Annotated in this window: 8 protein-coding genes; all 8 read left to right on the top strand. The window is 68.9% G+C overall.

Translation table 11 applies throughout. From position 1 onward, the window contains the following. Window positions 1-28 precede the first annotated feature (28 nt). The 8 genes from OG858_RS40770 (at window position 29) to OG858_RS40735 (ending at window position 13234) form a co-directional block, all read left to right on the top strand. On the top strand, window positions 29-1018 hold the full coding sequence (locus OG858_RS40770) for an alpha/beta hydrolase (RefSeq protein WP_086748690.1): 990 nt from the start codon (window positions 29-31) through the stop codon (window positions 1016-1018). Further along, window positions 1015-1755: a sugar phosphate isomerase/epimerase family protein gene (locus OG858_RS40765; protein WP_319065650.1), complete on the top strand. Its 741-nt coding sequence runs from the start codon at window positions 1015-1017 to the stop codon at window positions 1753-1755. Before OG858_RS40770 ends, OG858_RS40765 begins: the two co-directional genes overlap by 4 nt. Continuing rightward, on the top strand, window positions 1752-2846 hold the full coding sequence (locus tag OG858_RS40760; RefSeq protein ID WP_319065651.1) for a Gfo/Idh/MocA family protein: 1095 nt from the start codon (window positions 1752-1754) through the stop codon (window positions 2844-2846). Before OG858_RS40765 ends, OG858_RS40760 begins: the two co-directional genes overlap by 4 nt. A gap of 22 nt (window positions 2847-2868) precedes the next feature. Continuing rightward, on the top strand, window positions 2869-5340 hold the full coding sequence (locus OG858_RS40755) for a glycoside hydrolase family 2 TIM barrel-domain containing protein (RefSeq protein ID WP_319065652.1): 2472 nt from the start codon (window positions 2869-2871) through the stop codon (window positions 5338-5340). Then, window positions 5337-5987, top strand: a complete 651-nt coding sequence (locus OG858_RS40750; protein WP_327747913.1) for an RraA family protein — start codon at window positions 5337-5339, stop codon at window positions 5985-5987. Before OG858_RS40755 ends, OG858_RS40750 begins: the two co-directional genes overlap by 4 nt. A gap of 9 nt (window positions 5988-5996) precedes the next feature. After that, entirely contained in the window at window positions 5997-6611 is a 615-nt protein-coding gene (locus OG858_RS40745; RefSeq protein ID WP_319065654.1) for a TetR/AcrR family transcriptional regulator, read from the top strand. A 78-nt stretch (window positions 6612-6689) separates the two neighbouring features. After that, window positions 6690-10220, top strand: coding sequence for an indolepyruvate ferredoxin oxidoreductase family protein (locus tag OG858_RS40740; RefSeq protein ID WP_327747914.1), 3531 nt, complete (start codon window positions 6690-6692; stop codon window positions 10218-10220). A gap of 818 nt (window positions 10221-11038) precedes the next feature. Further along, window positions 11039-13234: an MMPL family transporter gene (locus tag OG858_RS40735; protein ID WP_327725638.1), complete on the top strand. Its 2196-nt coding sequence runs from the start codon at window positions 11039-11041 to the stop codon at window positions 13232-13234. Window positions 13235-13293: the final 59 nt, after the last annotated feature.

The following is a 13293-nucleotide window of genomic DNA, read 5'->3' as shown; positions in this document are numbered from 1 at the left end:
TTCCCCTCACCCCTGGAGACCTGACCTGATGGCCCTGCATCCCAGCATCTCCGCCCGGCTCAGCCTGATCGAGGACCTCCCGTCCTGGCGCGAGGCACTCGCCGATCCGGCTGTGCAACCGCGCCTGCAGGAATACCGGACCTGGAAGGCGGCACCGGCACTGCCCTCCGTCGTCACCAGCGACGAGAGCGTTCCCGGCCCGCACGGCCCGATAACGGTTCGTGTCTACCGGCCGCCGTCAGCACCGCAGCGGCCTCGCCCTGGCCTGGTCTGGGTGCACGGCGGCGGATGGGTCTTCGGCGATCTCGACATGCACGAGGCCGACTGGACCGCCCGCGAGGTCTGCGCCAGGGCCGACGCCGTGGTCGTGAGCGTGGACTACCGGCTCGCGGTCGACGGCGTGACGTATCCGGTGCCGCACGACGACGTCGTGGCGGGCGTCCGATGGGTGCGCGAGAACGCCGCGGTGCTCGGCATCGAACCGGCGCGGCTCACCGTCGGCGGCGCGAGCGCGGGGGCGAACCTCGCCGCGGGAGCCGCACTCCGCCTGCGGGACGACGACAACTGGCTGCCCGCCACCCTGGTACTGGCCTATGCGACCATGCACTCCGTCTCGCCGCCCCTCGCGCCGCCGCTGGCCGAGGCGTTCGCGCCGTTGCCGCGCATGGTCCGGATCCTGCCGGGGGACGTGGCGGAGATGACGGCCCACTACCTGGGCGGCACGCCGGATCCGCACGGCTACGCCTTCCCCGCGGGCGCCGTCCTGGACGGACTCTGCCCCACCCTGGTACTCGACGCCGAGTACGACGATCTGCGCGCCAGCAGCGATGCATTCGCGGCCGCACTCGTGAAGTCGGGCGTACCTGTGCGGCATGTCACGGTGCCCGGCGTACTGCACGGCTTCCTCAACCTGCCCTCTTCGGTCGAACCGGTGGACCAGGCGCTCGCCGTCCTAGCCGAGACGGTGGCAACGGCTCATGCGGGAGAACTCGCACTGGACCAGGGAGAACGCGGATGACGGAGCACCTGTACTCGGTGCAGCTCCATACGCTGCGCAACGCCATCGAGACCGATCTCCCGGGGACACTCGCGCGTGTTGCCGCGATGGGATTCGAGAACGTGGAGCTGTGGAGGTTCGAGCAGTACCGCAACGCGTACCGGCGTGCGCTGGCCGAGACATCTCTGTGCCCGCTCAGCGCACACGCGCGCCTTGTCGACGGAAACGCTTCCGCGGCTGTCCGCGTGGCAGCAGAGTTCGGAATCGGCACGCTCATCGAACCGCACATCATCGCTCGGCGCTGGACCACGCGGGCGGAGATCGAAGCGGCGGCCGCGAGTCTGAACGCCGTCGCGAGGCTTGCCCGGGATGAGGGCGTCACCATCGGGTACCACAACCACGACCACGAGGTCCGTCAGGACTTCGGCGGCAGGACCGGCCTCGAAGTCTTCGCGGAGGCGCTGGACGAGGACGTCGTCCTGGAACTCGACACCTTCTGGGCCGAGGTCGGTGGCGCTTCCGCCGTGGAGTTGATCTCCCGGCTCGGGGCGCGCGTCAGGTTCCTTCACCTCAAGGACGGCCCCTACACCACAACCCTCCTGGAGCAGCAGCCGGTCGGCCAGGGTGCGATGCCGGTGGCGGACATCCTGAAGGCCGCACCGGACGCGGTCCGCATCGTGGAACTGGACGACTACGCGGGCGACCCGTTCGAAGCCGTGCAGCAGAGCCTGCGTCATCTGGTGGAGGTCGACCGGTGAACTCCAAGCGAGTGGGGGTCGGCGTCATCGGCGCCGGCGTCATCAGCAGCCACTACCTCGAGAACCTGACGCGGTTCCCTGATCTGAACGTGGTCGCGATAGCGGACCTCGACCAGGAGCGCGCCCGTGCTCGTGCGCGCGAGTTCGGGTTGCGGCCCCTGCTCGTCCACGAGCTCCTGGCCCACGACGACATCGAGATCGTGCTGAACCTCACCGTCCCCTCCGCCCACTTCGACGTGTCGGCCCGGATCCTCGCGAGCGGCAAGCACGTCTGGAGCGAGAAGCCCCTCGCCATCAGCCGCCGCGAAGCACGGTCGCTGCTGGACAAGGCCGGTCGGAGAGGACTTCGCGTGGCCTGCGCACCCGACACGTTCCTCGGTGGTGCCCTGCAAACGGCACAACGAGCGGTCCTCGCGGGCCGCATCGGCGAACCGAGGAGCGCGCTGGCGATCATGCAGTCCCCGGGGCCGGAAGGCACCCACCCGAATCCCGCCTTCTACTACGACCAGGGAGCCGGCCCGCTGCTGGACATGGGGCCGTACCACGTCACCGCGCTCGTGCAGACCTTGGGTGCCGTCCGGCGCGTGAGCTCGGTTTCCTCCACCGCACGAGCGGTCAGGCAGGTTCTCGTCGGCGCGGGCGCAGGGACCGAGTTCGACGTGCGCGTACCGAGTCAGCACATGGCACTGCTCGAGTTCGTCTCCGGCGCTCGGGCGACCCTCGTCACGAGCTTCGATTCGGGGATCCGCCGCGACCTCCTCGAACTGCACGGCACGGAAGCCTCACTCGAGGTCCCCGACCCCAACCGCTTCGCCGGAACGGGCAGGTTCGTCCCTCTCCATGCGGAACCGGAGGACGTACCCGCTGTCGGGTCCACGTGGGGCCGGGGAGTGGGAGTGCTGGACCTCGCTCGCTCGATACGCGACGACGTACCGGAACGCGCCTCCGGCGCTCTCGCCTGCCACGTTCTCGACGTGCTTCTCGCCATCGAGGAGGCGGCACGGGCCGGGACACCGCTGACCCTCGAATCCACCGTGGCATCGCCGGCCCCCCTGGACGAGAACTGGGACCCCACGGCCGCGACCCTCTAGAACGATCGAGCAAGGAAGTTCAATGATCCGCATCCCGTTCAACGACGCGTGGCGCTTCGGTCCTCTCGTGTCCGTTCACGAGGCGATCGTGGTCGCCGGTGCCGGTGAGGAAGAAGTCACCCTGCCGCACGACGCCATGCTGGGGGGAGGGCGGTCCGCGGAGAACTCCGGTGGACCGCAGACGGGCTACTTCCGCGACGGAAAGTGGACCTACGAGAAGCAGTTCGACGTTCCGGAGGAATGGGCGACGAAGCGAGTCACCTTCGAGTTCGAAGGTGTCTACCGCGACGCGATGGTCTACATCAACGGTGCTCTCGCCGGTCAGTGGGCGGGCGGATACTCCCGCTTCCACATCAGCGCGGACCCCTTCCTGCACTACGGCAGGGCCAACACCGTCCGGGTGGACGCACAGGCACACCAGGACTCCCGCTGGTACTCGGGGGGCGGCCTCCACCGTCCCGTCAGCGTCCTCGTCGGCGACCTCGTCCACGTCACCCCGACCGGACTGCGACTCACCACACCGGACATCGACGCCGATCTCGCCACCGTGGTGGCGGCGACCGAGATCGTCAACGAGGACGTCTCCACTCGTATCGTCGAAGTGCTTCTAGAGATCCTGGACGCCGGGGGCGAGGTCGCGGCGTCCGACCTGGCCCGGGTCACACTCCTGGCGGGCGAAAAGATCACCACCCATCAGCGGACGTACGTCCAACGGCCGTCGCTGTGGAGCGTCGAGTCGCCCCACCTCTACCACGCGTCCGTGCGCCTCTTTGACGACAGCGGCCCGCTCGACGAGGCTTCCACGCACTTCGGTGTCCGCACCGTCACCGCCGACCCGATCCGCGGCCTGCGGATCAACGGCGAGATCGTCAAGCTCCGCGGCGGTGCGATCCACCACGACAACGGCATCCTCGGCGCCGCCGACTTCGCCGACGCCGCCGAGCGGCGGGTGCGGATGCTGAAGGCCGCGGGCTTCAACGCCGTACGCTCCGCGCACAACCCGATGAGCATTGCCCTCCTCGACGCGTGCGACCGTCTCGGCATGCTCGTCATGGACGAGCTGTTCGACGTGTGGACGGTCGCGAAGTCCGGTGACGACTACTCGCGCAGATTCCCGCAGTGGTGGGAACGCGACGTCGACTCGCTCGTGGCGAAGGACTTCAACCACCCCAGCGTGATCATGTACTCGATCGGCAACGAGATCATCGAGGCCGGAACCCCGCACGGCACGCGCCTGGGCCGCCGCATCGCCGACCGGGTACGCGAGCAGGATTCCACCCGCCTGGTCACCCACGCCCTCCAGGGCATGTACATCGCCCGCGACAAGATCCCCGCGCTGAAGGCCGAACTGGGTCAGGACGCCGCCCCTGTCCGGGGCCTGAACGACTACCTGGGCCAGGTGACACATCTGATCGACGCCCTCATGGCCTCGCCGGTCGTCGGAGAACGACTCGCCGAACCCGCCTCCGTTCTCGACGTCGTGGGGCTCAACTACGGCGAGAGCCGATACGTGCTGGACAAGGAGGCATACCCCAACCGCGTGGTCGTGGGCTCGGAGACGTTCCCGACGAAGATCGACCGGCTGTGGCAGCTCGTCACCGAGAACTCCCACGTCATCGGCGACTTCACCTGGACCGCATGGGACTTCCTCGGCGAGGTCGGAACCGGCCGCCACGTCTATCCCGAGGACCAGCAGGTACACCGCGCCCCCTACCCGTGGCTCACCGCCGAGTGCGGGGACATCGACATCATCGGGCAGCGTCACCCGATCTCGTACTACCGCGAGATCGTCTACGGGCTCACGCAGACGCCCTACCTCGCCGTGCGACGCCCCCGCGAGGACGGCTATGTCATCAAGCCCAGGGCGTGGACCTGGACCGATGTCTCCCCCAGCTGGACCTTCGACGTTCCCGTCGGCTCGCCGCTCCATGTCGAGGCCTACGCGGCGGCCGAGGAGGTCGAGTTCCGGCTCAACGGCACCACCGTCGCGACCGTGCCCGTCGGCACCGAGCGGAACTTCGTCGCCGAAGCCGACGTGCCCTACGAGCCCGGCGTCCTGGAAGTCGTGGCGTACCGCGACGGAGCGGAAGTGGGACGCTCGGCGCTGCGCACCGCCGGCGAACCCACGCGCCTGAGCCTGGAGACGGACCGCACCGAACTCGGCGCCGATCCGCAGCGGTTGGTCCACATCGACGTCACCCTGATCGACGACCACGGTGTGCTCAACCCGAACCGGGACACGAACATCACGATCCAGGTCGACGGTCCCGGGGTCCTTCAAGGATTCGGTACGGGAGCCCCTGCCACCGAGGAGAGCTTCCTCGACGATGCCGCCACGTCGTTCAAGGGACATGCCCTGGCGATCGTCCGGGCCACCGGGGAAACGGGACGGATCACCGTCACCGCCCGGGCGCACGGACTCCCGGACGCCTCCGTCGAGATCGACGTCGTACGGGCACCCACTCATCACGTGACAGAGGAAGGACAGAAATGACCTACGCGCCGACATCGGCCGGCTCGCCCAACATCGAGGTCGGCCCGAAGTGGCAGCGTCCTGACGGGGAGTTGCTCGCGCAGTTCCAGCGGCACTCGGTCGCGAACATCGGAGACGCACTCGGGCGCCTCGGCATGCCCGACGGTGGCATCACACCCCTCTGGGACGGCTGCCGTGCCGTGGGCAGCGCCCTGACGGTGCTGACGGTCGCCGGAGACGATCTGGCCGTGATCGACGCCGTCGCGCACATCGAACCCGGCGACTTCCTCGTCATCAACGGATTCGCTTACCCGGGCCGGGCCGTTATGGGCGACATCCTCACCCAGTACTTCTCCTCGCGAGGTGCCGTGGGAGCGATCGTCGACGGAGCGGTCAGGGACCGCGACGAGATCCGGCAGCAGCAATTCCCCGTGTGGTCGCGTTCGGTCACGCCGGCAGGGCCGTGGAAACACGGCCCAGGAGCCGTCGGGACGCCCGTCGCCATCGGCGGTGTCGTCATCAACCCCGGTGACGTGATGGTGGCCGACGCCGACGGCATCGTCGCAGTGCCCCTGAAGAAGGCGCACGACATCGCCGCCGAGCTGGCGCGGATCGCGGAATCCGAGCAGGGCATGCGCACGCAGGCCAAGCAAGCGCCCACGAAATGAGCCGCGTACATGAAGAGGGCGCGCATGCGCAGGGATCAGCGGTTGAACAACGCCAAGCTGATCCAGGCCGCCGCAGAGCTTTTCGAGCGTTGCGAGCAGCCGATCAGTCTCGCCGACATCGCTCGGCAGGCGGATGTGTCGGTCGCGACGGCTTACCGGCACTTCGAGTCCGCGGACGACGCCCTCAGCGCCTACCGACGGGACATCGTGAGCAAGTTCCGCGATCACAGTCTCGAGCAGTCGAGCAACGGTCTGGCCCTGCTCGAGAGTGTCTGCGGCTTCTGGGTGGACCTCATCCTCGCCGAAGGCGCGGCGCTGGTGCACCGCCGGTCCTCGGAAGGGTTCCTCGCGCGATACAAGGCCCAGGAGCCGTACTTGGAAGGCCAGGCGGAGGCCCTCGCCCGCCCCGTCCGCGAACTCGTGGCGATTCTCGGGGTGGGCGAGCTCGTCGGCGTCGAGGACGAGGCCGCCTTCCTGTGGAACGTCCTCTTCGACCCTCGGGAGATCTTCGACCTGCGTGACACGCTCTCGCTGCCGCCCGCTCAGATCACGCGCCGACTGGTATCGGCGTTCCGCGGCGCACTGCTCGGCTGGGCGACTGCTCGGCTGGGCGAACCAGCCTGACCGCGAGGAAGCCGTCTCTCCGCACGCGCAGACGGGCGGGACCTTCAGCGGCCCCAGATTGTAGTGAGGAAGAGGACGATGACTGCATCCATCACCGAGGCCGAGCACCCGGGCGGCCGTCGCTTCCGTCTGGATGACCGCTACCGCCGCGAGGAAGGCGTCGTGCACCTCTCCGGGATCCAGGCTCTCGTCCGCGTTCTGCTGGACCGCTCCCGGCGTGACAACACGAACGGACTGCATACCGCGACATTCGTCTCGGGATACGAGGGATCGCCACTCGCCGGCTACGACATCGAGTTGGGCCGACGCGGGGCGTTGTTGCACGAGCACGACATCGTCCACAAACCGGGGCTGAACGAGGAGCTCGCCGCGACCGCCGTCATGGGCAGCCAGTTGGCCGGCCAGGTCGGCGCTTCGCGGTGCGACGGCGTCGTGGGCATCTGGTACGGCAAGTCCCCCGGCCTCGATCGCGCCTCCGACGCCCTCCGCCACGCGAACCTGGTGGGAACCGGCCCTTCCGGCGGTGCCGTCGCGCTGGTCGGCGACGACCCGGGAGCCAAGTCGTCCAGCGTGCCGTGTGCCAGCGAGGCGACGCTCGCGGACCTGGCGATCCCGACGCTGTACCCGGCCGATGCCCAGGACATTCTCGACTTCGGGCTCCACGCGCAGTTCCTCTCCCGGTTCAGCGGCCTGTGGTCGGGCCTGAAGATCACCACCGCCGTGGCGGACTCAGCGTCCACGGCCGTCGTGGCACGCGATCGGATCACGGGCACCGAGGGCGACGGGAGCCCCAGCCCGCACAAGCCGAGCTCCATGCTCCTGGGTGCCAACCTCATGGCACTCGAACGCAGCCTGCACGACATCCGCCTCCCTCGTGCCGTGGCGTACGCCCGCCTCAACCGCCTCAACCGCTTGGTCCAGCGCGGGCCGTCGGACACAATCGGCATCCTGGCATCCGGCAAGACCTACCTCGACGTCCGCGAGGGCCTCCGCATCATCGGCCTCACCGACACGGACCTCGCACGGTACGGCATCAGGATCCTCAAGCTCGGCATGGTCTTCCCCCTCGAACGCGACGCCGTCATCGAGTTCGCGGACGGTCTCGACCAGCTGGTCGTCGTCGAGGAGAAACGGCCGTTCCTCGAAACCGCCGTCAAGGAAATCCTCTACGGCCGCGCCAACGCCCCGGTCGTCCACGGCAAACAGGACGAGGGCGGGCGATCGCTGTTCAGTCGCTCTGGAGAGCTCGACGTGGACAGCATCGCCACCGGACTGTCCAGGGTGCTCGCTCCGCTCGGCATCGAAGCCGCCCGCGCATGGCGTCAGCGGCCCAGAGCGCGTACGACGTTGGCACTGCCGCTTCTGGCTCGCAGCCCGTACTACTGCTCGGGGTGTCCGCACAACACCTCGACCACCTCCGGCGGGGACTCACCGGTCGGCGCTGGGATCGGCTGCCACTCCATGGTCGTGTTCATGGATCCCGAACAGGTCGGCCCGGTCGTCGGCATGACCCAGATGGGCGGGGAAGGTGCTCAGTGGATCGGATTGGAGCCGTTCGTCGACGCCGACCATTTCGTGCAGAACATCGGTGACGGCACCTTCATGCATTCGGGCAGTCTGGCCGTCCGGGCAGCGATCGCCGCGGGAGTGAACGTCACGTTCAAGCTGCTCTACAACGGAACGGTCGCCATGACCGGCGGCCAGGACGCCGTCGGTGCCCTGCCGGTCGACCGGCTCGCCGCCATGCTGCTGCACGAAGGCGTCGCCAAAGTGGTCATCACGACAGAGGACAGGGCCCGCATCCCGCGGGCCCGGCTTCCGAAGTCGGTGAAGGTTCTGGACCGGGGCGAGATCGAGGGAGCGCTGGCGGAACTGAAGGCCACTGCCGGTGTCACGGTCCTCATCCATGACCAGGAATGCGCCGCCGAGAAACGGCGTGCGCGTCGGCGCGGCAAGGCCGAGGCGCCGACGACGCGAGTGTGGATCAACGAGCGCATCTGCGAGGGCTGCGGTGACTGCGGCCGCAAGTCGAACTGTCTGTCGGTACACCCGGTCTCGACCGAGTTCGGCCGCAAGACCAGGATCGACCAGTCCTCGTGCAACCTGGACTATTCGTGTCTCGACGGCGACTGTCCGGCGTTCATGACCATCACGCCCGTCGGCAAGCCGAACCACGCCGGCCTTCCCGCCCTGGGGGCCGCCGACATCGCCGAGCCGGCCCGCACGGCCGGCGCCGACTCCTTCGGCATGCGGATCACCGGTATCGGGGGAACCGGCATCATCACCATCTCGCAGGTGCTGGCGACCGCGGCCGTCATCGACGGCCGCCACGCCCGCAGCCTCGACCAGACCGGACTGGCCCAGAAGGGCGGCGCGGTCGTCTCCGACATCAAGATCACTGAGGATGTCGTCGAACAGGGCGCCAAAATCGCCGAGGGGCAGTGCGACCTCTACCTCGCGTGCGATCCGCTCGTCGCGACCGACCCGAAGTACCTCTCCGTCGCCTCCGCGGATCGCACCGTCGCCGTCATGACCACGACCGAGATACCCACCGGGCAGATGGTGGTCGACACGACCGTCGGCTTCCCGGCTCCCGATGTCGTACGTCATGCCGTCCACGACGCAACGCGCCGGCTCATCGCTCTGGACTCCGGCCCGCTGGCCACACAGCTCTTCGACGACGAGCAGTACGCCAACATGCTCCTGGTGGGTGCCGCTTACCAGACCGGGCTGCTGCCGATGTCGGCTTCGGCGATCGAAGAGGCCATCACCCTGAACGCAGTCGCCGTCGACTGCAACGTGCAGGCCTTCCGGCGAGGCCGCCAGGCGGTCGCCGACCCCGAGGCGCTGAGTGCCGCGCTTGCCGACCCGACGCTCCCGGACGTGGAACCGCGGCTGCCCGCCGGGACCACCGAGCTCGTGGCGTTGGTCGCCGATGATGAGGAATCGGAGCTGCATCGCCTCCTCACCGTGCGTGTGGCCGACCTCATCGACTACCAGGACAGGCGCTACGCCCGCGCCTACGTCGACTTCGTCCAGACGGTGGCGGCCACGGAGCGCACTGCCGCCGACGGCTCGACCGAGTTGACCGAGGCTGTCGCCCGCTGTCTCCACAAGCTCATGGCGTACAAGGACGAGTACGAGGTCGCACGACTCGCCATTGACCCAGCCGTGAACGACCACATCACCGCGGCATTCGGAAGCGCGAGCCGACGCTCCTACCGCCTGCATCCGCCCGTCCTGCGAGCCCTGGGCATGAAAAGGAAGGTCGCTCTCGGAAGCTGGTTCCGCCCGGTCCTCAGACTGCTGCATGGGCTGCGGCGCGTTCGAGGAACCCGCCTCGACGTGTTCGGACTCCAGCACATGCGACGCATCGAGCGTGATCTCGTCGCCGAGTACCGGGAGTCGATCAGGACCGCGCTCGCGCTCCTGAACGAGGAGAACCTGGCCGAGGTTCTCCGGCTCGCGGAACTGGCCGATGCGGTCCGTGGATACGAAGGCGTCAAACTCGCGGCCATTGAGCGCTACCAGGCCGAGCAGGCGCGCATGCTCGGCGAGTTGCGGGAGAGCGCGGACCCCGTCCCGACGGAAGCCGGGCAGGGCCGTTGAACTCGATGTGAGGCAGGCCGTCTCGCGGGAGCCATCGGCTCAGGGAGTACTGCCGCGTCCGGACCGGAGGCTCGCCCACAGGTCCGTTGCCCCGCCCCGGACGCGCGCATGGTGAAACTGACACCATGCCGGTTCGGTACGGAACCCGGTCGGCATGATTGGCCACTCCAACGAGACGCCCAGTTGTTCGGTTCCGTGATCGCCCGCCGTGCGGCTACTGGGCGCCACGAGCACGCGCCGGTAGCCCGGTTCGAGGGGGCGAGGTGTGGGACTGCCGCGGCAGCGACATGGCGGCGGGCAAGGCAGGCGCCGTCCTGGCTGGGGATACCCGCGCCGGGCACCTCGCGGAGATGTCCGCAGGATGCGTCAGTCGTCACCGATGTCCCTGCTCATGAGCCGAACTGTCCCGGGTCGCTGCAGTGGTCGGCGCGTTGAGCCGCGCCCTGTTCCGCCCGCTCACGCGCCAGGAGCCCGCGCCGCCCCTCCCGGTGCTCGCGCTGTGCCACCGGGTCGGGGACGGGCGCGGCAACCGACAACGGCCTTGGGGTGTAGGGGCGTGGCGGTCGCCTGCCCGGCGGCTCCCGGTGTCGACGATCTCACCGCCTCGGCTCGCGCCTCAGGCCTGCTCATCACGTCTGGACCAGCGGTTTCCGCTCCGCCCACAGGGGGCACCCCGTTCTTCGCCACCGCGTCTGCTGCGATCGCAGTAGGCGCAAGTGTCTGCGAACGGCCAATGACGAGAGGCCGGAGAACTGCGAGCGTGAGGGTGGGCCGTGATCACCGGCTCCGTCGCATGGCATTTCTGGAAAGGCACGTCGATGTCCCCTCTCGCCCGCTGGTGTCATAGGCACCGGCTCGCCGTCGTCCTGGTCTGGGTGGGCCTGTTGCTCGCCCTGGGAGCCGGGGTCGGCGCCACCGGCAGCGCCTTCGGCAACAGCCCGACCTCACAGGACACCGACTCGGCCAAGGCCACGGCCTTGCTGCAGCAGGCCTCCGACAGCGCCGCGGGCAAGAGCGGCCGTGTGGTCTGGCAGCTGAACGGCGGCGAGGTCACCGAGCCCGCCGCCGAGAAGGCGATGACCGGCAGGCTCAAGGGCATTGCCGACGCGCCGGGCGTCGCCGCGGTGACCAGCCCCTACACACCCGTCGGCAAGGGACAGATCAGCAAGGACGGCAGGACGGCCTACGCGACGGTCGCGTTCGACCAGGACGTCTCGGACGCCCAGATCGACCACGTGAAGGCACTCGCCACCGAACCGGAGACGGGGAGCCTGCACATCGCCCTCAACGGGCAGGCGTTCACCGTCAACCCGGAGCCGAACGCGGTCGCCGACGCCATGGGCATCGTCCTCGCCTTCATCGTGCTGCTGTTCGTCTTCCGGGCGGTCTGGGTGGCGGCGCTGCCCATCATCACGGCCGTCATCGGCGTCGGCACCTCAGCGGTCACGGTGATGCTGCTCAGCCACGTCATCATCCTCTCCGACACGACGCTGACCCTCGGCTCGCTGATCGGCCTGGGCGTGGGCATCGACTACGCGCTGTTCATCGTCAACCGGCACCGCGCCAACCTGATGGCCGGTATGAGCGTCACCGAGGCGGTCGCCAAGTCTCTCGACACCTCCGGGCGGGCCGTGGTCTTCGCCGGGCTCACCGTCGTCGTCGCGCTGCTCGGCATGCTCACCCTGAACGTCGGCATCATCAACGGCATGGCGATCGGCGCCGCCGTCACCGTGGTGCTGACCGTCCTGGCCGCCATCACCCTGCTGCCTGCGCTGCTCGGGATGATCGGTCCGCGCGTCCTCAGCCGCAAGGAGCGCCGCGAGATGGCCGCCTGGACACAGCCGCGCTCTTCGGGCCGCACCGGCGTGTGGGGCCGGTGGGCCGAGCGGGTGCAGGCCAGGCCCGGGACTCTGGGTCTCGTCGCCCTGGCCGTGTTGACGGCGCTCGCGTTCCCGACGCTCTCCCTGCGCCTCGGCGCGTCCGACGACGGCAACCTGCCCACGTCCTCGACGAACCGTCAGGCGTACGAGATGATCGCCGACGGCTTCGGCCCCGGCTTCAACGGCCCGCTCGTCCTGGCCGTCCAGGCACCCACCGCCGCCGACAAGGCGGCCGAGGCGAAGCTGGTCACCGCGCTCGGAAAGGTCGACGGTGTCGCCAGTGCCGACGCCGTGCCCATGAAGGACGGGCAGACCGTCGGGGTGGTCTCCGTCGTCCCGACGACCTCCCCGCAGTCGGAAGCCACCTCCGACCTGATCCACCACCTGCGTGACGACGTGATCCCCGAGGCCGAGCAGGGCACGTCGATGAAGGTCTACGTGGGCGGTGTCACCGCGAGCAACGACGACTTCGCGTCGGTCCTGATGGGCAAGCTGCCCGTCTTCGTGCTGGTGATCGCCGCGCTCGGCTTCCTGCTGCTGACCGTTGCCTTCCGCAGCCTGCTCATCCCGGCGGTCGGCGCCGTGCTCAACATCCTCAGCATCGGAGTGGCGTTCGGCGCGATCGTGGTCGTCTTCCAGTACGGGTTCGGCGCCGGACTGCTCGGACTCGGCGCCGGCGGACCGATCGAGTCGTTCGTGCCGATCCTGGTCGTCGGCATCATGTTCGGCCTGTCCATGGACTACCAGGTCTTCCTCGTCAGCCGGATGCGCGAGGAGTGGTCCCACACCGGTGACAGTCACCGCGCGGTCCGGGTCGGGCAGGCCGAGACCGGCAAGGTCATCGCCGTGGCCGCCACCATCATGGTCTGCGTCTTCGGCTCCTTCGTGTTCGGCGGCATGCGAGTGATCTCCGAGTTCGGGGTCAGCCTCGCGGTGGCGGTCGCCGCGGACGCCCTGCTGATCCGCATGATGGTCGTCCCCGCCCTCATGCACCTGTGCGGGAAGGCGAACTGGTGGCTGCCCCGCAGTCTGGACAGGGCGCTGCCCAACGTGTCCGTGGAAGGCCCTGCCGACCAGCCGGCGCAGCCGCTGCACGCGGTGCCGGAGCGGGAGACCGCCGACCTGGCCGACTGACGGTCGGCACGACGGACCGATTTCCCGCACGGGCCGACGGAAAACGGGATGGCCCCGGA

The organism is Streptomyces europaeiscabiei, assembly GCF_036346855.1.
Lineage (GTDB): Bacteria > Actinomycetota > Actinomycetes > Streptomycetales > Streptomycetaceae > Streptomyces > Streptomyces europaeiscabiei.
This window is presented reverse-complemented; position numbering and strand designations above follow the sequence as displayed.

Coding starts and splice junctions, on each gene's coding strand:
- OG858_RS40745 (WP_319065654.1), top strand. CDS start 5,997: ATGAAGAGGGCGCGCATGCGCAGGGATCAGCGGTTGAACAACGCCAAG.
- OG858_RS40770 (WP_086748690.1), top strand. CDS start 29: ATGGCCCTGCATCCCAGCATCTCCGCCCGGCTCAGCCTGATCGAGGAC.
- OG858_RS40750 (WP_327747913.1), top strand. CDS start 5,337: ATGACCTACGCGCCGACATCGGCCGGCTCGCCCAACATCGAGGTCGGC.
- OG858_RS40765 (WP_319065650.1), top strand. CDS start 1,015: ATGACGGAGCACCTGTACTCGGTGCAGCTCCATACGCTGCGCAACGCC.
- OG858_RS40735 (WP_327725638.1), top strand. CDS start 11,039: ATGTCCCCTCTCGCCCGCTGGTGTCATAGGCACCGGCTCGCCGTCGTC.
- OG858_RS40755 (WP_319065652.1), top strand. CDS start 2,869: ATGATCCGCATCCCGTTCAACGACGCGTGGCGCTTCGGTCCTCTCGTG.
- OG858_RS40740 (WP_327747914.1), top strand. CDS start 6,690: ATGACTGCATCCATCACCGAGGCCGAGCACCCGGGCGGCCGTCGCTTC.